We start from the raw sequence: 20,053 nt of genomic DNA, 5'->3' as shown, positions 1-20,053 counted from the left end.
GTCTCTTTCTTCTGGAAAGAGACGGGCGCTCGTACCACTGCTGCAAGCCACGTCGTACAAGGCATTGCCGCAACTCTCCTCGTGACAATCGGCCTGACAAATCCGATTCGTCGCCATCCGCAACGACACAGGCACCGGTGCCGCAGCCTATGGAAAAGCTGCACCTGACTGACAGTCAGGCATGCCCCAGGCGTCGATGTTGTTGCCTTCTCCCACCCAGGATCTCCAGGTGCCGAACTCGTCAGTCGGCACAGCCTCCACCCGCCCGTATCTTCGGATGCGTCTAAGGAGGCCAGATTCATGGGGTTATGCCCTTGCTCCCGGTCGTAAGGAGCCGTCGTTCCGCGTCAGTGAACACCTCACAGGCCGCAGGGGCCTTGATCCCTGATAACACTCAACAGCCGTGGCGGGACTACGTGAGGACAACCAGTAATGAACGAGGAGAGTGCCCATGCAGCAGTTAGATCCAAAGCTTGAACTCCCACGGCCACCTCGACCGCTGATCGAGTCGAATCCCGTGGCCGAGCCTTATCCAGTCCAGGCATTGGGTGGGATTCTTGGACCTGCGGTGCAGCGCATGGCCGACGTCATCGGCGTGCCCCAGGCACTGGCCGCGCAATCAGTGTTGGCTGCCTCGGCGCTGGCCACTCAAGGTCATGCGGGCTTACAGCTCGACGGGAGAAATTATCCCCTGTCGCTGTACCTGATCACGGTGGCCGCGTCAGGTGATCGCAAGACCGCCGCAGACCGATGTGCATTGCTGCCGGCACGGCAATGGGAGCGTGAACAGTGGCAGCGCTATAGCGAACAACTTGCCCGGTACCGTGCCGCACAGCGACAGGCGGAGCGTATCAAGCCTGGCGATCCTGAGCCCGCAAACGGAATGTCGCTCGAAGCGGAGCCCTCAGCCCCTAGACTGATCACCACCGACCCGACTATCGAGGCCCTGATCAAGGGGCTCTGTCATGACCTGCCTAGCATGGGTCTGTTCTGTGATGAGGGTGGACAATTCCTCGGCAGCAGCACCATGAGTCGGGATAACCGTTTGAAAGCGGTCACGACCTTGTCGTCACTCTGGGATGGCAGCCCGATAGATCGCGCGCGTTCCATGGTTGGTGAAAGCTTGCGAGCCTATGACCGACGCTTGAGCCTGCACCTGATGCTGCAACCGTATTTGGCCATGCAGTTACTCTGTGATCCGTTGCTGCAGGGGCAAGGCATTCTAGGGCGCTGCTTGATGACCTGGCCCACCAGTCTAGCCGGGCAACGTAGCTACCAGGCTGTCGACTTGTCCAAAGACGCTGCCCTCAAGCGCTATCATCATCGCCTTTCGGCTCTGTTTTATCAGCCTTGGTCACTTTCCGCTGACGGAGCCTTGCAGCTGTCAAAGCTGAGCCTCAGTCCGCTGGCGCGTCGTCGCTGGATTGATTTGCATGATGCTATCGAAGCTCAGCTGGGGGAGTTTGGCGAGCTGGCCAGCGTACGGCCCAGCGGATCAAAGGCCGCCGATAACCTGCTGCGCGTCGCCGGCATTCTTGCAGTTGTGGAGGAGAGCAGCGTCGTGGAGGTCGACCATATCCAACGGGCCTCCGCTCTAGTCGGCTACTACCTCACCGAGATCCAGCGCCTGACTGAGCAGGAGCCAGTGTGTCGAGTAAAAGAGGAGGCAGACCGGCTGCTGCGATGGCTACAGGTCAAAGATTGGAAGCGTTTCAGTATTCGGGAGCTGAACCGCAACGGTCCCCGTTTTGCCCGTAAGAGCAGTCGTCATACCGCCAAACTGTTGGTCGAGTTGATTGATCATCAGTGGCTCATTACCGACGGCCACACCTTCGAGGTGCGCCATGTTCAATCTTGATGAAGCGCTGCGCAACCATCTGGCTCAGCGCCAAAAGGAGCCGAAAGCGCGATTTGTCGCCGCTACTGTCGCCACTTTGTCGCCACGCTCAAAGCCAGGCAGGGCAAGGGGTGTCGCCACTGTCGCCGCTGTCGCCACCACCCGCAAAACTGTCACCTCGACGACAGCCATCATTCAGTTGTTGAAAGAGGAGGGCGCGCATCTCTACGTCACCGACAACACGCTGTGTTTTCGCCCGACTGATTGGGCTCAGTTCGCCATCGTGAGTGCGAACTGGCGAGCCCTTTTGCATGATCTCGCGGCAGTCGATCAGGAGCAGGAAAATGGCTCGGGTCGGTAAGCGAGCGGGGCGCAATTTCGGCTTCGGTCGCCAGCTTAGCTATGCTGGACCGCAAGCACTAAAAGACCTGTTTGGCGACGGTCATTTTGCTACCGTCAAAGCCCATAGTGATCGCTGGCAGGCATTCGTGAATTGGTGTCGATCCGAGGAAGGGCCGAGGCTGAATGACGCGCGACAGATCGACCGTGACATCCTCATGCGGTACGCCACTTATGTGAGGGAGCAGGTTGATCAGGGCAACATCGGCATTGCCACCGCGCAGAACCGCCTGTCCAGTGTGAACCGAACGATGGCCGCGCTGCGCGGTGATCAGTACGTCAAAATCCCGAGCCCGAGTAAGGCGCTTGGCTTGCAGCGCTCAAGCGTGCGTAGTGAGGCTCCGCAAGGCCAAGACCGTGCGCAGGTCGAGTTGATCGCGCGGGCGCTGTTAGATCGTCAGCAGGATAGGGTGAGTGCCATTGTGGTCCTCGCCCGGGATACTGGTATGCGCCTGCGTGAAGCGATCTTGGCGGACCTACCTCGGCTGCAACGAGAGGCAGAACGATTGGGCAAGATCAACATTCAGGATGGCACCAAAGGTGGTCGGTCAGGGGCATCTGCACCGCGCTGGATTACGGTAACGGATCAAGTTCGCGATGCCCTGGATTGGGCCCGCGCGACCTCACCCAATGGCAGCCGGAATTTGTTGGCGCCCGACGAAAGCTACAAAGACTTTATGCGGGCAGTTGTGCGACCGGCACGGGACATCTTGCATGAGCATGGATTGAAAGGCTTTCATGAGCTGCGGGCGGCTTACGCCTGTGAGCGCTATGAGCAGATGACCGGCTTTCCTGCACCTCTAAATGGCGTTCGTGTTCATCGTGAAGATCGAGAGCTTGATCTGCGGGCGCGACAGCAGATCAGCCACGAGTTGGGGCATAACCGCATCGATGTGGTGAGTGCCTACATCGGAGGTCGGCGATGACGTTTGAGTTCGACATAGCGTTGTTTCTGAGTCCAGTGCTCAAAGGTGCACATGCCACGCAGCAGCGGCACATCAGGCAAGCAGAAAGGATGCACGAGATGATTCGTGAACGCTGGGGGTGCGCGACTCCCTGGTCCTGGAGAGAAAAGCACGTGAGATGGTTTCTGGAGCACTATTTGCGATGCTCAGCTCCAGCTACCATCTACTACTACGAGTTAACAGCAGGGTTGATCCGCCGTAGAAAGGCAAAAATCGCGGTTGTCTGATAGACCTTAAGCGTGAGCCCGTGAGGATGGAGTGCGCAGTATTCACTGGGTGTCGGGGTCGCTGTAATTAGCCCGGTATGGCACTTCGGACTTCATCTCTATCAACATGCGCCGCGCGACTTCGATTAGCTCCGGACGCTACCCACGCTCGTTCAGGATGGTGTTAGCCATGGAGCGGATGCCGTGACTGACCAAGAGGGGGCATATTTTTAAATAGGGGAACATCGTCCTTATCATCAGAATAGGGTAGGTGATTTCTAAGGGCAGTTATTCACCACAGGTTGATCGATATTTTCACCAGAAAGATTGAGCTCGCAGCGACCAATATGGCACCAAGAGTCCCATTGGCTGGGCGTAAGTGTGGGCGCAACCGGTTTTTAGCGAGCAGGAAAACTCCAGAGGCAACCGCTAAAACCAGTCCTTTGAGCAGGCTATAGCTTAGTGAATATAGTAATGCGATCGTCAAATGGGACCTGTTTTCCCCGAGTAGCAAGGGAAACAGAAGGGAGAAAAATACCAAGGTCTTGGGATTGAGCAATCCCGCAAAAAAAGCCTCTAGCCAAGAACCGTGGAAACGGTTTGCCGTGTCAAGGCTATAGGGGCTTGGCCAATATGCATGCCTCAAAATCCTTATGCCGATGATGAGAACGTAGCAGGCACCTGCTAACTGGATGCCTACGACGAGCAGGTTTGAAGCCGCAATCACTGCGCCCAGGCCATAAAGCAGAAGAGTGGCGGTGATCAATGTACCGCCGAGGTCGGCAAGCAGGCGTCGTACGGCAAACATCCAGCTGTAACGCAGACTGTTACGTACCACGAGGATCGTCGAGGGGCCGGGCGATAAAATTGGCAGCAGTGAAAGTCCGAGAAAATTGACCATGTCCATGGTGATTGCCTCTTTGGATATTCAACTTGCTGGCGTACTGTCGAAGATCATGTCGCGCATCAGTTCACTCGCACCGGCGGCTATAGTGCCGGCCATGGCATCTCGATATACGCGTGCCACCTCGGAGTTAAGTTGATAGCCCTGCGCACCATGCAGTTGCGCGCAAGCCTGCGCGGCGCTGAGAGCGAGTTCGGTGGCGCGCAGTTTGAGGATGCAGGCGGAGCGCGTGTCGAGTTGGCCTTTGCTGTGCTGCCATGCCACCTGATAGGCGTAGTTCCGTAGGATTTGTTGTTCGCCTACGAGGTCTGCCAGACGGTGCCGGACACTTTGTTTGTCGCTGAGTGGCCTGCCCTGGAGTTGATGTCGACGCACGCACCCGTCGAGTACACGGATGCTGTGGTGGGCCCCACCGAGGGCTAGAAGACCTGCGACCAGGCGTTCGAAATCCAGGCCCTGCATCAGGTAGAGCAGGCCCTTGCCGGATTTGCCGAGCACATTGCAGGCCGGCACCACCAGATGGGTGAAGTCGAGATCGCAGACGTCGGCGCTGCACCAGCCAAGCATGGGGTGCGGCGTGCGCACCAGCCCCGGGCTGTCGCCATCGATCAGCAACAGACTGCTGCTGCCCAGTGCGTGCTGGCCTTCGCCGCTGCGCACCAGGGTCACGATCAAGGAGGCGCGGGAACCATTAGCGATATAGCGTTTGCTGCCCTCAACGATAAAACCGTTAGCCGAGGGTAGCGCTCTGCATTGTATCTGGCTGAGATCGCTTCCGGCGTGTTCTTCGCTGATAGCCAAGGCGGTAATGATCCGTCCTTGGCGAATGCCAGGAAGGTAGCGCTGGATTTGTTCTTCGCTACCGAACAACTCCAGGTAGGCGCTGGCCATGTAGGCATGCACCCCAACCGACGCACGGATACCGGCGTACCCCAGCGCGCCCAGCTCTTCAAGGAACACAGCGCTTTCCAGAAAGCCTTCGCCACGCTGTGGCAAACCTAGCAGGCCGTGCTCGGCCAGGGTCTGCCAGGCGTTTTCGCACAGATGTCCACGTTCTTCGGCAGCGTCTGCTATTGGCAGAAGCTGGCTCTGCAGGATCTGGCGCACCTGTAGGGCGAAGTTGCGATGGCTGTCGCTCAGATAGGGGCTGGGCATAGTCGGTTCGCTTTTATTTCACCGAGATCACTTGGTGTGCCGAGATGATGTCTGTCAGACAGCCAGGAATTCTGAATACGGCGTTAGGGGTACCGGCTGCGGCCCAAATTTCGTCGAACGTCAGCAGGTCTTCATCGACGAACAGCTTCAGCTCTTGCTTATGTCCGAGAGGCGGAACGCCACCGATGGTGAAGCCGGTCACCTCTTTGACGAAGTCAGCATCTGCCTTGAAAATCTTGTCGCCGACCAGCCGCGAAATGGTCTTTTCGTTCACTCGGTTCGGCCCGCTTGCCAGTACCAGCACCGGGATATTGTCGCGGGTGCGAAAAATCAGCGACTTGACGATTTGGGCCTTTTCGCATCCCAGCGCTTGGGCGGCATCGTCGGCAGTGCGGGTCGAGTCCGGCAACTCCTGAACGGTCAGGTCGAGGCCGCGCTCGTGAAGGGTGTCCTGGAATTGCTGAGCGCGTTTACTGATTGTCATAAGCGGGTTCTCCCAATGGATGAAGCGTAGATAGCAGTCGCCGATGATCGATCTTGCCGGTGGCGGACAGCGGTAGGATTTCGCAGAGTTGGATGTGGCGTGGAACCATGTAGGCCGGCAGCTGCGTAGCCAGGCTAAGACGCAGTTGCTCCGGGCAACATGAGGGGTCGACGGCGATCACGAAGGCGACCAGCGACTTCTCGCCCTGCGGTGATTCAGTAACGGTAATGACGCTTTGCCGCACCTGCGGATGGCGGTTGAGATGGTAGGCAATTTCCCCCAGTTCGATTCGAAAGCCGTTGATCTTCACCTGGTCATCAGTACGTCCTTGAAACACTATGGCACCGTCTCCGCGGAAGTAGCCTCGGTCCCCGGTGCGATAGAGCCGTTCCTGGCGTTCGCCGATCAGGCATTCAAAGAAGCGCTCGCGGTTGACGTCTGGCAGTCCGAGGTAGCCTGGCGAAAGGCCGGGTCGGCGAGACAAACCTCGCCGCTTTGACCCTGTTCGCAGAGGCGATCCTGGTCAATCAGGTAGACGCGGGTGTTCTGGATCGGGAAGCCGATGGGGAGGGCGGTATCCTCGTTGCGCAGCTCGCAGAGCGGATAGTACGTCGCGAATGTTGTGCTCTCTGTCGGGCCATAGACGCTGACGATCCGTCCCGGCCCGTATCGCTCCAGGGCTTTGGCCATATGCCGCAGAGAGTGTGCTTCTCCGCCGGTGAGGACGGTACCGACACTGTCCAACGCCTGTGGCATTTCGTCGATCAGGGTATTGAATAGGGCTGTGGTCAGAAACAGCACGCTGATCTTTTGCGTCTGCAGGATGTGCTGTAGCCGCAAAGCGCGAATGTACACGTCCGGGTAAAGCACACAGGTGCCGCCTAGCAGCAGGGCACCCCAGATTTCGAAGGTAGCCGCGTCGAAGGTCGCAGGCGCCATTTGCAGCAACCTGCTGTTCTCGTCCAGGCAGGCGTAGCGGGCGTTGTATACCAGGCGGGTAATGCCCCGGTGTGGGACAGGCACGCCTTTGGGCTTGCCTGTGGAGCCGGAGGTAAAGTTGATGTAGGCGATGGCGTCGGCTTCGATTGTGAGCGGCGGGTCGCCTCGATCCTCAGTCGCTTCTGCAACAGCACTGGGTGCCAACACGTGGTAGCGGGAAAAGCGGGTGTCGTGTCTGGTGTTTTCGCTTCCCATCAGGTAGTCGCAGCATGCTTGGCCTAGCACTTCATGAATACGTTGCTCCGGCCAACCCGCATCGATGGGCAGGTAGCTCGCTCCAGCCTTCAGGATCGCCAGGAGCGCCACGATCAGTTCGGTGCTGCGCGGTAGGCTGACGGCTATTACATCGCCAGGTTGCACGCCCTTGGCGAGCAGGTACCACGCCAAGTGGTTGGCGTGGATGTTCAACTGTTGATAGCTACACTCATGATCCTGATGCCATATGGCAATGGCGTTCGGGTGGCGCGCTACGGTGCGGGAGAACAACTCGCCGACCGAAAGGTGGTCCGGATAAGGTACGTGGGTTTGGTTGACTTGTTTGTGCAGCGCCAAGGCTGAAGGGGTTAGCTCAAGCGTTTGCATGCTGATTCCTCATTCGAGTGGTCAAGCTGTGCAGCAGTTGATGGCGATGGCTGTCGAGGAAAAAGTGATCGCCATCGATCTCGATCAGCTCAAATTCTTTCGAGGTATGCATGGACCAACCTGCCATGCTGGCTTGTCGGTCGATCGGGTCGTGGCGGCCGAAATAGGCGTGTATGGGAATCTCCAACGGTTGCTCATGCCAGTCCTCCCAAATTTCCGAGAGCCGCATGTCGCTGCGCAGTGCTGGGAGCATAAGGCGCATCAGAATCTCGCTCTGTAGTACCGCCAGCGGCGTCCCGCCCATGGTGTGTAGGGCTTGATGGAAATCCTCGGCGCAGAGTTGATGCAGATAAGGCTGCGCTTGTCGGCTGGCCGGGCTGCGGCAGCCGCTGACGAACAAACGGTGGGTCTGGCCGGGATGGCGATAGCGGATTTTCTGAGCCAGTTCGTAGGCCAGGCGTCCGCCGAAGCTGTGCCCATAGAGCGCATGGGGTGCATTAAGATAGGGTGCCAGCACCTCGAGGCAGTCCTCGATCAGTGGCGACCATTCCTCATACGGCGTTTCCTTGATTCTGGAACCTCGGCCGGGCAGGCGTACGGCGAGCAGTTCCACGTCTGCGTCCAAATCATTCACCCAACTGCGAAATAGATCGGGGTTACCTCCCGCATAAGGGAAGCAGATCAGACGCAAGCGCGGACGAATCCGGGGGCGGGGCACCAGAAGCCAGCGCTCATCGTATGCTTGCCCGGACATATCCTCAGATCTCCGTCAGGGAGTTAAAGTGTTTTGCGTTACGTTGAATGCAGGTAGCAATGTCACTTACAAGGCTCTGTGCGAAGAGATCCTCGGGGGGCAAACTGTCCTCGCCAAAATGCTCCTCAGCCTTCGCAATCAGACGGATGGCGCTGAGTGACGTGCCTCCTGCGGCGAAGAAGTCGCTGCTGGCATTTTCCACACCTAGCCCCAATTCGCGGCAGGTATTAATCAGCCAGAACTCGATTTTGCCGATTTCTCCTACGTTGCTCATGCTCTGTTCTCCTTCTTTATCTGGCTCAGCGCCGAGGGAATTGGAAGCCGTTGCAGGTGCGATCGACAAAACGGTTGTGAGGGAAACGATTATCCCCGGACACCAATACGCAACCGAACTTGTCCAGGCTGGCCTGGCCGCCGAATTCCTCGAGAGTGTTCGAGTACGGATAGACTTGCACTGAGGTCGGCAGATAACGGGCGGCGAAGCCCAGGCGCATCTGGTCGGTCAGGCCGTTGTGCGGGTGCGAGGCATGCATAAGGGTCGACCAGAAAATGATGAACTGGCCTTGGCGCATGACCATGGATTTGGCCTGGGACTCGTCGGGCTTCCAGTTCGGGTCTTTCTGCAGTTGTCGATAGTCATAACCGAAGAAGCCCCGACGGACGCCGTCTTTTTCCATTTTATTGATGGCGTCGGATTGGTAATCCATGGTCTTCGATTCGTCGTAGTTCATGGTCCGGTGAGTACCGGGAATGAACTGCAGACAACCATTTTCAATGGTGGCCTCGGTGAATGCGGCCCAGACCGTGATGGTGCCGCCGAACTGCGCGTCTTCTGGCCAGACTATTTGAGGATGCTTGGAGCCGGCAACGTTAGAGAAATTGTCGGCTTGGTGCCAGTCGGTGCCTTCGTCGCCGGGGTATTTGGGAAAGAACTCGGAGCGCCAGCAAAGCGTGTCACGGCCAAGGATGCTCGACACCCGATCGACGATTTCCGGACGAGTAATGTGCGCTGCGAGGAAGTCGACATCCAGGTGCCGGTCATAGTTGGACAGATTGGTTATCCCGGATACCGCCTTGTCCTGGCTGTAGATCGCTTTCTTGGTGTTGAGCAGTTTGGGGCGCAGGGCTTGTAAGCTACGCTCCATTTCGTCCTTTTGATAAAGGTCGAAAGGCCCTATGTAACCGTCGCGGTGGAACTTCTCCAATTCACTTTGGCTGAGACTAAAATCCAGTTCAGTGGAACGTACCTGTTCTTCCATTTGACACCTCGCGGGTTTGTGGATCGTGTTCTAACGGGTCATCTGTTTTTCCAGATAATTTTTGAATGTGTCGCAAGCCTTTTGCAGGTGCTGGCGTAAACAGCAGCCGCCTCTTCGGGGGCTCTGGCCTCGGCAAGCGATATCAATTTTTTGTGGTCATCCTGGGCCATTTCTTCCAGTCCCATGGCCGCCAGATGGAAGCGCAAAAAGCGCTCTTCTTCTTGCAACTCAACGTTGATCAGGTTGAGCAGCTTCCGGTTCGTCGAACGTCCATAGAGCGACATATGAAACAACCCGTTGAGGCGCCCAAGGTTGGCCAGATCGGTTTCGTTTTCCATAGCGGCGACGTATTTGCGGGCTTTCGCGAAATCTTCGTCACGCAGGTTTGGAATTGACTGACGCAGCGCCTCTGGCTCGAGTAGCAGTCGCAGGCAGTATGTCTCCACCGCATCGCTGACGTTCATCTGCAACACGACGGCTCCCTTGTTGGGGGTGTTGCGTACTAATCCCTGGGCTTCAAGTTTCAACAACGCTTCTCGGACTGGCATTCTGCTGACACCGAACAAGCTCGCTAGCTCTTCCTGTCGCAAGGCCGTTCCGCCTGCAAGGGTTCCGTTCAAAATCCCATCCCTCAATGTCTTTTCCACCAAGTTTCGTGATAACGGAGATTGAGCATCTATCTCAGGAAAAGCTGCTTTAAGGTCTACGGTGGCTTTCAATTTTGTCTCGCTGACAGGCTTGTTTATGGATCCTGGATCCAATATATAATTTTACAATCCAGCTCTGTCAAGTAGCGCTGAAGCGGGTCGTTAGCACGGCGTTGGAACGCCTTCGGCGCCCGAGCGAGCGTTCTTACCAGAGGTGAGAGAGGGTTGGTCGACCCTTTTTGGCGGGTATTTGTTGGTGTGCTTGGGTTGCAGTTAATTTTTCCTTGGCGATGTAAATCGCCAACAAAATTATAATTAATGACATTTTATGCTTGTTTTTATGGTTTTTTTGGGAGGATTAGCAATTGGTTTTCGTGTGTTTCGTTTAGTGTTTGTTCTAGCGAGCGAGGGTGAACGGCCGCTTCGGCTGCCCACTGTCGTAACTGTCGAAAAAAGGAGAAACCGTCATGATGCTCAAGGATCCGTCCAGCAAATATCGCCATTTTAATACCGTGGACCTGCCCGACCGCCAATGGCCCGGCAACGTGCAGGCGCTAGCTCCCACTTGGTGCAGCGTTGATATGCGCGACGGTAACCAAGCCTTGATTGAACCGATGAATGCCGAGCGCAAACGCCGTTTTTTTGATTTGCTGGTCAAGGTGGGCTTTAAGGAAATTGAGGTGGGTTTTCCCGCCGCCTCCCAGACCGATTTTGACTATGTGCGTGAGCTGATCGACAGCGGCTCGATTCCTGACGATGTCACGATTCAAGTGATGACGCAGGCGCGCAGTCATCTGATCGAGCGCACCTTCGAGGCGCTGAAGGGGGCTCCACGGGCGATTGTGCATGTATACAACGCCACCGCTCCGGTGTTTCGCGATGTTGTCTTTGGTGTGGATCGTGCCGGCTGTATCGAGATTGCCACCCAAGCGACGCGCGAGATCAAGCGCCACATGGACAACAATCCCGGTACGCAATGGACATTCCAGTATTCCCCGGAAACCTTTTGCTTCACCGAGCTGGAGTTTGCGCTGGAGGTCTGTGAGGCGGTGACGGACGCGTTCGGGCCGACCCCGTCCAACAAAATGATCCTGAACCTGCCGACAACGGTGGAAGTCTCCACCGCAAATGTGTTTGCCGACCAGATTGAATGGTTCTGTCGGCATTTCAGCCGCCGTGACAGCGTGGTCATCAGCGTCCATCCCCATAACGATCGTGGCACCGGCGTTGCTACGGCGGAGCAGGCATGCCTGGCAGGCGCTGAGCGTGTCGAGGGCACGTTGTTCGGCAACGGTGAGCGAACCGGTAATGTGGATATCCTGACGCTGGCGATGAACCTCTACACCAGTGGCATTGATCCTCGGCTGGATTTTTCGGACATCATTCATGTCCAGCGTGAGGTGGAGTTCTGCAATCAGTTGCCGACCCATCCTCGCCACCCATACGCCGGTGAGTTGGTGTTCACGGCTTTCTCCGGTTCGCACCAGGACGCGATCAAGAAAGGCTTTGCGGCACGCCAAGCCAACCCGAACGGAATATGGGAAGTACCGTACCTGCCAATCGATCCCGCCGATATGGGCCGCAGCTATGAAGCGGTGATCCGCGTCAACAGTCAGTCGGGCAAAGGTGGCGTGGCGTATTTGCTGGAGCAGCATGGCATCGTGATGCCGCGTCGCTTGCAGATGGAATTCAGCAGCCTGGTCCAACAGGAAGCGGATGGCTCCGGCCAAGAAATCAGTGGGGAAATGATCCTTGCCTGCTTTACCCGGCATTACCTGGAACAGGGCAAGCCTTACGCGTTGCGGATGCCAAAACTGGTCAGCGAGGGGGATGTGACCTATCTGGAAGCCGCGCTTGAACACGGTGCGCAGCACATCGACCTGAATGGCGAGGGCAACGGCCCACTGGCGGCGCTTGTCGATGCCTTTGCCCAGCGCGGCATTCACTTCGATATCGCTGATTACCACGAGCATGCCACCTGCGACGGGGCCCAGGCTGAAGCACTGGCCTATGTGGAAATTCGCGTGGGCAACCAGTTGCTGTTCGGTGCCGCCCGCGACGGTAGCAGCTTGCTGGCTTCCCTCAACGCGGTGACCAGTGCCGTCAACCGCGCATCGCGCCTGGGCCTGCTCAGCGTGGCGAGCATCGCGGTGCCTTCCTGATATGATGGCGCACACCGCATTGGCGGCGCTCGCCGGTAACTATGGCCATGGCGACATAGTGGCTTCGCATCGGCATGAAGAAGGTCAACTGGTTTATGCCATTAACGGTGTGATGCTGGTATCGGTCGTTGGGACCACTTGGGTGGTGCCTTCCGGGCATGCGCTCTGGGTCCCTTCGGGGGCGGAGCACCAAATCCGCATGACCGGCGAGGTGCGCATGCGCACCCTGTTGATCTCGCCGGGCGCACACCGGGCGTTGACGGAGGAATGCCACGTTCTCAAGGTTTCGCCGTTGCTGCGGGAGTTGATCATCGCCGCGGCCGATGAACATGACACTGAACCCGCCCTGTTGCGCCATGTGCAGATTGTCGATCTGATTTTCTCTGAACTCGACATTGCGCAGAGGGTGCCGGCGCATGTGCCGATCCCTGATGAGCCAAGGCTTAAGTCGCTGTGTGCCGACTTTATCGACAACCCGTCACAGGAGTCGAAACTGGAGAGTTGGGCGGTGCAACTCAATATGAGTTCGCGCACCCTGGCGCGGCTGTTCCAGAAAGAGTTGGGCATGAGTTACGGGGAGTGGCGCAAGCGCACTCGGCTGCTACTCAGCATGCAACGGCTGGCCTGCGGCGTATCGATCCTGGAAGTGGCATTGGAGCACGGCTACCAGAGCCCAAGTGCGTTTACTGCAATGTTCAAGCGCACAATGGGCTACACCCCGAGCAACTGCCGCCTGGTCTGATACGCCCCGGCGAGCGCGCGACCCCCAAGCGTACATGGCCCCGCCTCCAGGCAGGGCCATGTCTTTGCGCGTGCCCGGCCCGTGGACGCCTGCGATAAGGCGGTCTACAGGCACATTGTCCAAATCGAAACGATGGTTGTCTGGAACTCGGGAGATGTGCGGCCCGGTGCTCTCTTAACCTGCGCTTCTACTTGGCATTCTGGGTTTTTTCGATGGGTTCGCCTTTTTTATATGCACGGCATGGTCGTCTTTCGCTCCTGACTGTGGCGGTCGTCTTGCTGGCGGGTTGTTCCTCCTGGGTTGCCCGCACACCCGCGCAGCCACACCCGGAGCGCATTAATGCCCTAAGTCACCTGCCGCAGGGGGTTTCGGCCCAAGCGTTACCCGACCATTGGTGGCAGTTGTATAACGATCCGAAACTTGACGCGCTGGTGCAGCAGGCATTGATGCATAACCGCGACCTGGCCGCAGCCCAGTCCCATGTGCAGGCGATGTTGGCCGGGATCATGCAGGCCGATGCCGAGCGCTGGCCGTCGACCCAGGCGTCACTGGGCGCCGAGTACGGCAAGACAGCCGATGATCAGACCCTGGCCAAAGCCACCGATAGCCATGCGCCGTCCCAGTGGGCGTTCAACCCAGGCTTCGAGCTGGCTTATCAAGTGGATGTCTGGGGCCAGGTCCAGCGCAGTATCGAGCGGGCTCAGGTCCAGGCGGCCGCGGCGCAGGACGCCGAAGACTTGTTGCGCATCACGGTGGTGGCGCAAACCACCCGCGCCTATGTCAATGCCTGCGCCCTGGGGGCACGTGCCAAGGTGCAGCGCCATTCGCTGGAAGTGGTCGGGCACAGCCTGGCATTGACCGATCGGCAGCGCCAGGCCGGCGTGGTGACGGATCTCGAATACACCCGTATGCAGGCGTTGCAGGGTGAAACCCTGGCATTGCTGCCGATGTTGGAAGCACGCCGGCAAGCTGCCCTGTACGAGCTGGCGATGCTGACCGGCGTGGCCGACCTGGAACAAGGCACTAGCGCGGCGACCTGTGAGGTCGTGCCGCAACTTAATGCCGAGCTGCCGGTGGGCGATGGCTGGCAATTACTGGCGCGCCGCCCCGATATCCGTCAGGCCGAGCGAGCGCTACAAGCGGCCACGCTGCAAGTGGATATCGTCCAGGCCGACCTGTATCCGAAGGTGACCTTTGGCGCTTCAGTGTCCTCATCCGCCAACAAACCCCATGAGCTGGGAGACAGTAGCGCGGTGATGTTTGGCGTCGGCCCGCTGATTACCTGGCAATTCCCCAACTGGCGTGCCAATCGCGCGCGGGTCAACCAGGCCAGGGCGTTGGAGCGGGTGGAAGTGGCTCAATTCGAGGCCAGTGTACTCAAGGCCCTCAAGGAGGTACGCCAGGCTCTCGCGCTATACGACGGCGAACGCCGGCGCCACGCCGCGTTGAGCCAGGCCCTGGACAGCAGTCGTCAAGCCTACAAGTTGGCCCAGTTCAATTACGACGCCGGGTCTATCGACTTTCTCGACGTGCTGGACAGCGAGCGTGAGCTGATCCGCCTGCAGGCCACGCTCGCCGATGCCGATGGCCAGCTATTGCAGCGCCAGATCAGCCTGTTTCGCACGCTTGGCGGCGGTTGGCAGTCTTCTGCCCCCGCGACCGCTGCCCTCAGCCGCACTTCCGTCAATTTTTCCGGTACCCAGCCATGAATATCGCTGTCGATGAAAAAATCGCTGTCCAGGACGAGCAGGAGAAGGTGGTCGAGCAGCTCATGCATGCGCGCAAGCAACGCCGCAAACGCAACCTTATCCTGCTGGGAGGCGTTGTGCTGTCGATCGCGGCGGTGGCGTTCGGGGTGTATTGGATGACGGTTGGACGTTACCTGGAACAGACCGATGATGCCTATGTGCGTGCCGACTGGATTCCCATCAGCCCAAAAGTCTCCGGGTATGTGGCCCAGGTGCTGGTGGAGGATGACCAGCCCGTCAAGGCCGGGGATGTGCTGGTGCGCATCGAGGACCGCGATTACCAGGCGCGGCTGGCGCAGGCGCGTGCGCAATTGGCGGAAACCCAGGCCTCGGTCGCGGCCCAACAGGCCAACCTGCAAGTGACCGACAGCCTGATCGCTCAGCAAAAGGCCGGGGTAAACCAGGCTGAGGCCCACACCCGCAGCGTCGGGGCCGAGTTGCGCCGCGCGAGCCTTGACCAGCGCCGCTACCAGGGCCTGGTGCGCGAACACGCCGCCAGTGCTCAGCGTCTGGAAACGGCGGCTGCCAGCTACACCCAGGCCAACGCCGCGGTGGAAATCGCCAAGGCGATGCAGCGTCAACAGGAAACCCGGTTGACCGTCGCCATTACCCGGCGCCAACTGGCCGAAGCCTCGCTCCAACAACAGGTTGCCCGGCGCAGCCAAGCCGAGGCGCAGTTGAGCCTTGCGTCTCATGCGCTGGAAGACACCTTGATCCGCTCACCCATCGACGGGGTCGTGGGGCAGCGCAAAGTGCGTACTCGCCAATACGTCGCGCCGGGCTTGCCGTTGCTGGCGGTGGTGCCCCTGCAGCAGGCCTATGTGGTGGCCAACTACAAGGAAACCCAGTTGCGCGACATGCGCGCCGGTCAACCGGTGGATATCAGCGTGGACAGCTATTCGGGACGCAAGCTCAAGGGTCATGTGGTGAGCTTTTCGCCAGGTTCCGGGGCCGTGTTCGCGCTGTTGCCGTCGGATAACGCCACCGGTAACTTCACCAAGATCGTGCAGCGCTTCCCAGTGAAGATCGTCATCGATGAGCATGACGAGGGCGGGCCTATTTTGCCTGGCATGTCGGTGATCACCACCGTTGACACCCGGTCCGGCACCCAGGGCATGACGCATGACTGAGACCGTTGAAAAAACCGTCTCCTTTCGCGCCTGGGTGGCGGTGATCGGCGGGCTGTTCGGTTGTTTCATGGCCGGTATGAACGTGCATGTGACCAGCGCCGCGCTGCCTGAAATCGAGGGTTCCCTGGGTGCGACCTTCGAGGAGGGCTCGTGGATTTCCACGGCTTATCTGGTTGCGGAAATCGTGATGATTCCGCTGACGGCCTGGTTGGTCCAGGTGTTCTCGCTGCGGCGAGTGATGCTGGTGGGATCGTTTGTATTCCTGATGGCGTCCATTGCCTGCTCCTGGGCGCCAACCTGGAAGTGATGATCATCATTCGAGTGATCCAGGGGGCCGCCGGCGCAGTGCTGATCCCCTTGTCATTCCAGTTGATCATCACCGAGCTCCCGCCCAGCAAGATCGCGATGGGCATGGCCTTGTTCGCCTTGTCCAACAGCGTTGCCCAGGCCGCCGGGCCATCCATTGGTGGCTGGTTGACCGATGCTTATTCGTGGCGCTGGATTTTTTACCTGCAACTGGCGCCGGGCATTCTCTTGTTGCTGGCGGTGGCATGGTCCATCGATGCCAAGCCCATGCAGTTGAGCCTGCTCAAACGCGGTGACTGGGGCGGCATCCTCGCCATGATCGTCGGCCTGGGAGGCTTGCAGATCGTGCTGGAGGAAGGTGGGCGCAAGGACTGGTTCGGCTCCGATTTCATTGTGTGGATGTCGCTGATCGCCGGGCTCGCTCTGGTGTACTTCGTGCTGTCGCAGTTGTACGGCAGCCGCTCCTTCATCAACCTGCGCCTGCTCAAGAGCTACAACTTCGGAGTGGCCAGTGCGGCGATGTTCATTTTCGGCGGGGCTACCTTCGGCCTGGTGTTCCTGGTGCCCAATTACCTTTCCCAACTGCAGGGGTACAACGCCCGGGAAATCGGCATCAGTCTGATTGCCTACGGTATGGTGCAATTGGTACTGGCACCGTTCATGCCGCGCCTAATGAAGTGGCTCAACCCGAAACTGATGGTCGCCAGCGGCTTTTTCATCATGGCCCTGGGTTGCTACCTCGGCGCGCACCTGGACGTCGATAGCGCCGCCAACGTAATCATTCCTTCCACCGTGGTACGGGGGATCGGACAGCCGTTGATCATGGTGGCGCTTTCTGTTCTGGCGGTTTCCGGGCTGGCCAAAGATGAAGCCGGTTCCGCATCTGCTTTGTTTTCCATGCTGCGCAATCTTGGCGGGGCCGTGGGTACCGCAGGGCTGACGCAAATCGTCGCGATGCGCGAGCGCTTTCACTCAGAGCGGGTGGGAGAGTCGATCACGCTGTTTTCCCCGTCGCTGCAGGAGCGGCTGCGCGACAGCATGGCAGACAGCGAAGATTTCATATTCAACCAATTGCTGCCTGCCCAGCAGCAGCTCATCGAGGGTCTGATCCACACCGTGCGTCGCGAGGCGTATCTGATGGCCTACAGCGATGCGTTCTATGTGTCCTGTATTGCCTTGATCTTGTGCGGTGTGGCGGCGCTCGCATTACGGCAACACGTAAAGAGTTGACCAAATTCTGTCCGCCAGCAATGAGCGGGTCTTTGTCAATGAGCAAGAGGGAACTTGAATGGTAAAAAGGCGCATGGCCTCTTCATAGATTGATTGATTGCTAACTTAGCAATGACATATAGGTGGTTTGCACTCAGGAAAAGGGGTGTCGGCTAACTATTGCCTGACGAAGTTGATGTTATTAACTTCGGTCGGGCTTCTGTTGTTTGCGTATTTATAGCTTCGAAATAAATTGTATTAATTTTCAAAAAAACACTTGCCGAGTGTCATGAACTTCCTCTAAGTTTTGTCTTGCTTTGGCGGTTTAGAGTTCGCGCTAACGAAGCATGAGACTATAACTAACTTGAATAAGACTTAAGTGCTGGCCGGCAATGGCGAGATAGGCCTGCTTATGCCTGGAAAAAGATAGCCAGGTAAGTCTCGCGTGGCCAGACCTGACTAACGCCTGATAAGGAGCGCAACATGGAAGATAAAAAGTCGCTATTGAGCGCAAAGAAATTAGAACTGGGCAACCATCAGATCTTTGCTGAAATCAATTCCTTGCCGGTGTTGCGTGTCTTTATGGAAACCCATGTATTCGCGGTGTGGGATTTCATGTCTCTGGCCAAGCGCCTGCAACAGGACCTGACCTGTACTCGCCTGCCTTGGCTGCCGCCGTTGGACCCGGCGGCAGCGCACCTTATCAATGAGATCATCCTAGGCGAGGAGTCTGACCAGAATCTGCAAGGCGGGCATTACAGCCACTTCGAACTTTACCTGCACGCTATGCGGGAAGTGGGCGCCAGCACTGACAAGATCGAACATTTTGTCAAACTGATGCGCGACGGCGTCGACCTGCAAACGGCTCTCACGCGTTGCGGCGCTGGCCTGGCAGCCTCTGCCTTCGTCACCGACACCATCGAAACCGCTATCAACGCCTCCACCCACAGTGTTGCCGCCGCCTTCCTGCATGGCCGTGAAAGCGTCATCCCCGAGATGTTCCAGCGAATCCTTGATGATTGGGACATCACCGCCGACGACGCCCCCACCTTTCGCTACTACCTGCAACGTCACATCGAAGTCGACTCGGAAGACCACGGCCCAGCGGCGGAAAGCCTGTTGGCGCGACTGGTCAATGGCGATGCCCAGCGTCAGGACGAAGTCTACGTGTCCGCGATTGCTGCAGTGCGAAGCCGTTTGGCCTTGTGGGACAACTTGCGTTTGTCCATGCGCGAAACTGTCAGTGAGTGCGTAGCATGAACTTCGAAGTCATCGAGGCTGAACAGGCCCAGTGGTTTGAGGTGACGTCGGAGCGCAACATTACCCTGACGGTATTCAAGGACACACTGGACCCTGTGACGAAAACCGGTGTTCGTACGCGGTTGGTACGTTTCCATCCTGGGGGCGGCACGCGTGAAATCTACACCCATGATTATCACGAAGAAGTGTATTTGATTGAGGGCGACCAGACCGAGTTGGCAAGTAAGGATCGTCCCGAGAAGACCTATCGCGACGGTAGTTACTTCTTCAGGGCGGCGCACACCGAGCACGGACCGTTTAATTCAAAGGACGGATGCCTGTTGTTTGAAGTGCATTACTACTGATCGTCATGAACAAAGGGAACGATTCATGAGAGCTGAAGAATACCAGTCATTTTCCGAGTCGTGGGAGGAGCGGGCGACCATTCGTACGCGGCCGAGACGGCGCCTGGAAGATGATGGAAAGTTGATATTTCCGATCAGCCGCCAACCCTTGGTCATGGGCGCGACATTTATACGGGAATGCGCTCACTTGCAGCACTTTGTGCTTGCTCAAAGTTTGTACAAGTTCATTAATGATGTAGTGATTTTTGAAACCGAAATTGTCGACAAGACTGCCAGGAGCATTGCGAAAGATAACTTCGCTATACGTTTTCCATTCGCCTGTCGATATGACGCGATGACCGTGGTGGTCGATGAGGACTATCACGCGCTCGTGGCGATGGACTACATGCAACAGACCATCGAGCTGACCGGCATCGAACCGATTGCCTTGCCAACGGAAATCGAACTCAGCCGTTCGATTCCCAAGGCATTGGCCATGGCGCCCGAGCACCTCAAGGCGGCTGTCGAGTTGATCTGTGTCGCCATCGCGGAAAACACCCTGACCAACGATGTCGCGGCCTTTGCCCGCGACGACTCGGTCAAGACGTCAGTCAAGGGGCTGATGGCAGACCACCTGGCTGATGAGGGGCGACATTCGGGCTTCTGGGCCAAGTTGACACGTATCTACTGGAGCACTGCGAGCGAGGAGGACAAACGTGTGCTGGCCTCGATCATGCCGGTGTTCCTGGGTGAGTACCTGACCAACGAGATCCAGCAGGGCTTTGATTTCGCGCTGATCGAGCAACTCCAGGTAAGCCCCGGGGTCAAGGCAGCCTTGCGTCAGGAGGTCGAAGGCATGAGTTTTCCGATCACGCCGTCTCACCCGCTGGTAGGCAACATCGTCCGATTCTTCAAACACAGCGCCCTGCTCGACGCTCCTTGCATGCAGGAAGCGCTCGCCGATTATCTGCGCTAGAGGACA

General features: G+C 57.9%; 20 protein-coding genes and 1 pseudogene. 12 read left to right on the top strand and 9 right to left on the bottom strand.

Annotation, left to right across the window (positions count from 1 at the left end; genetic code table 11):
* The first annotated feature begins 451 nt into the window (after nucleotides 1–451).
* From JWR98_RS01585 to JWR98_RS29205, 4 genes are read left to right on the top strand one after another with little or no spacing between them, the layout of a single operon-like run.
* The gene (locus JWR98_RS01585; RefSeq protein WP_057711091.1) at nucleotides 452–1,858 is read left to right on the top strand and encodes a YfjI family protein; all 1,407 of its coding nucleotides are present in this window, start codon (nucleotides 452–454) and stop codon (nucleotides 1,856–1,858) included.
* Nucleotides 1,845–2,198, top strand: coding sequence for a hypothetical protein (locus JWR98_RS01580; protein ID WP_205489169.1), 354 nt, complete (start codon nucleotides 1,845–1,847; stop codon nucleotides 2,196–2,198). Before JWR98_RS01585 ends, JWR98_RS01580 begins: the two co-directional genes overlap by 14 nt.
* Nucleotides 2,182–3,162, top strand: coding sequence for an integrase domain-containing protein (locus JWR98_RS01575; RefSeq protein ID WP_057711093.1), 981 nt, complete (start codon nucleotides 2,182–2,184; stop codon nucleotides 3,160–3,162). The genes JWR98_RS01580 and JWR98_RS01575 overlap by 17 nt, the downstream gene beginning before the upstream one ends.
* Entirely contained in the window at nucleotides 3,159–3,428 is a 270-nt protein-coding gene (locus JWR98_RS29205) for a hypothetical protein (RefSeq protein WP_057711094.1), read from the top strand. Before JWR98_RS01575 ends, JWR98_RS29205 begins: the two co-directional genes overlap by 4 nt.
* Nucleotides 3,429–3,699: 271 nt before the next feature.
* Here JWR98_RS29205 and JWR98_RS01570 read toward each other — a convergent pair whose 3' ends face one another.
* From JWR98_RS01570 to JWR98_RS01535, 9 genes are all read right to left on the bottom strand, one after another.
* The gene (locus JWR98_RS01570; RefSeq protein ID WP_154974236.1) at nucleotides 3,700–4,314 is read right to left on the bottom strand and encodes a LysE family translocator; all 615 of its coding nucleotides are present in this window, start codon (nucleotides 4,312–4,314) and stop codon (nucleotides 3,700–3,702) included.
* A gap of 21 nt (nucleotides 4,315–4,335) precedes the next feature.
* A complete protein-coding gene (locus JWR98_RS01565; protein WP_154974235.1) occupies nucleotides 4,336–5,466 on the bottom strand; it encodes an acyl-CoA dehydrogenase family protein in 1,131 nt (376 codons plus the stop codon).
* A 13-nt stretch (nucleotides 5,467–5,479) separates the two neighbouring features.
* Entirely contained in the window at nucleotides 5,480–5,950 is a 471-nt protein-coding gene (locus tag JWR98_RS01560) for a YbaK/EbsC family protein (RefSeq protein WP_057711097.1), read from the bottom strand.
* Nucleotides 5,937–6,260, bottom strand: coding sequence for an AMP-binding enzyme (locus tag JWR98_RS29200; RefSeq protein WP_341870848.1), 324 nt, complete (start codon nucleotides 6,258–6,260; stop codon nucleotides 5,937–5,939). Before JWR98_RS29200 ends, JWR98_RS01560 begins: the two co-directional genes overlap by 14 nt.
* Nucleotides 6,261–6,355: 95 nt before the next feature.
* Nucleotides 6,356–7,531 carry an AMP-binding protein gene (locus JWR98_RS01555; RefSeq protein ID WP_341870847.1) on the bottom strand — a complete coding sequence of 392 codons (1,176 nt, stop codon included), beginning with the start codon at nucleotides 7,529–7,531 and terminating at the stop codon, nucleotides 6,356–6,358.
* Nucleotides 7,518–8,285 carry a thioesterase II family protein gene (locus JWR98_RS01550; RefSeq protein ID WP_154974231.1) on the bottom strand — a complete coding sequence of 256 codons (768 nt, stop codon included), beginning with the start codon at nucleotides 8,283–8,285 and terminating at the stop codon, nucleotides 7,518–7,520. The genes JWR98_RS01555 and JWR98_RS01550 overlap by 14 nt, the downstream gene beginning before the upstream one ends.
* A gap of 4 nt (nucleotides 8,286–8,289) precedes the next feature.
* Nucleotides 8,290–8,559, bottom strand: coding sequence for a phosphopantetheine-binding protein (locus tag JWR98_RS01545; RefSeq protein ID WP_154974229.1), 270 nt, complete (start codon nucleotides 8,557–8,559; stop codon nucleotides 8,290–8,292).
* A gap of 25 nt (nucleotides 8,560–8,584) precedes the next feature.
* Nucleotides 8,585–9,544 carry a chlorinating enzyme gene (locus tag JWR98_RS01540; protein WP_057711101.1) on the bottom strand — a complete coding sequence of 320 codons (960 nt, stop codon included), beginning with the start codon at nucleotides 9,542–9,544 and terminating at the stop codon, nucleotides 8,585–8,587.
* 38 nt (nucleotides 9,545–9,582) lie between these two features.
* Nucleotides 9,583–10,263, bottom strand: a complete 681-nt coding sequence (locus JWR98_RS01535; RefSeq protein WP_341870846.1) for a GntR family transcriptional regulator — start codon at nucleotides 10,261–10,263, stop codon at nucleotides 9,583–9,585.
* A 395-nt stretch (nucleotides 10,264–10,658) separates the two neighbouring features.
* On the opposite strand from JWR98_RS01535, the gene leuA reads away from it, so the two are divergent.
* The 8 genes and pseudogenes from leuA to JWR98_RS01495 all read left to right on the top strand — a co-directional run bounded on the left by leuA (nucleotide 10,659) and on the right by JWR98_RS01495 (nucleotide 20,047).
* Entirely contained in the window at nucleotides 10,659–12,353 is a 1,695-nt protein-coding gene (gene leuA / locus JWR98_RS01530; protein WP_154974225.1) for a 2-isopropylmalate synthase, read from the top strand.
* A 1-nt stretch (nucleotide 12,354) separates the two neighbouring features.
* Nucleotides 12,355–13,095 carry an AraC family transcriptional regulator gene (locus JWR98_RS01525; protein WP_145336603.1) on the top strand — a complete coding sequence of 247 codons (741 nt, stop codon included), beginning with the start codon at nucleotides 12,355–12,357 and terminating at the stop codon, nucleotides 13,093–13,095.
* A gap of 212 nt (nucleotides 13,096–13,307) precedes the next feature.
* The gene (locus JWR98_RS01520; protein ID WP_205489168.1) at nucleotides 13,308–14,804 is read left to right on the top strand and encodes a TolC family protein; all 1,497 of its coding nucleotides are present in this window, start codon (nucleotides 13,308–13,310) and stop codon (nucleotides 14,802–14,804) included.
* Entirely contained in the window at nucleotides 14,801–15,973 is a 1,173-nt protein-coding gene (locus tag JWR98_RS01515) for an HlyD family secretion protein (RefSeq protein ID WP_154974220.1), read from the top strand. The genes JWR98_RS01520 and JWR98_RS01515 overlap by 4 nt, the downstream gene beginning before the upstream one ends.
* A pseudogene (locus JWR98_RS01510) lies at nucleotides 15,966–17,509 on the top strand (MDR family MFS transporter). The gene JWR98_RS01515 and the pseudogene JWR98_RS01510 overlap by 8 nt, the downstream one beginning before the upstream one ends.
* A 462-nt stretch (nucleotides 17,510–17,971) precedes the next feature.
* Nucleotides 17,972–18,748, top strand: coding sequence for a DUF3050 domain-containing protein (locus tag JWR98_RS01505; RefSeq protein WP_205489167.1), 777 nt, complete (start codon nucleotides 17,972–17,974; stop codon nucleotides 18,746–18,748).
* Nucleotides 18,745–19,092: a DUF4437 domain-containing protein gene (locus JWR98_RS01500; protein ID WP_205489166.1), complete on the top strand. Its 348-nt coding sequence runs from the start codon at nucleotides 18,745–18,747 to the stop codon at nucleotides 19,090–19,092. The genes JWR98_RS01505 and JWR98_RS01500 overlap by 4 nt, the downstream gene beginning before the upstream one ends.
* Nucleotides 19,093–19,117: 25 nt before the next feature.
* Nucleotides 19,118–20,047, top strand: a complete 930-nt coding sequence (locus tag JWR98_RS01495) for a diiron oxygenase (protein WP_154974272.1) — start codon at nucleotides 19,118–19,120, stop codon at nucleotides 20,045–20,047.
* The last annotated feature ends 6 nt before the right edge of the window (nucleotides 20,048–20,053 follow it).

The organism is Pseudomonas lactucae (assembly GCF_016937615.1).
GTDB classification, from domain to species: domain Bacteria; phylum Pseudomonadota; class Gammaproteobacteria; order Pseudomonadales; family Pseudomonadaceae; genus Aquipseudomonas; species Aquipseudomonas lactucae.
This window is presented reverse-complemented; position numbering and strand designations above follow the sequence as displayed.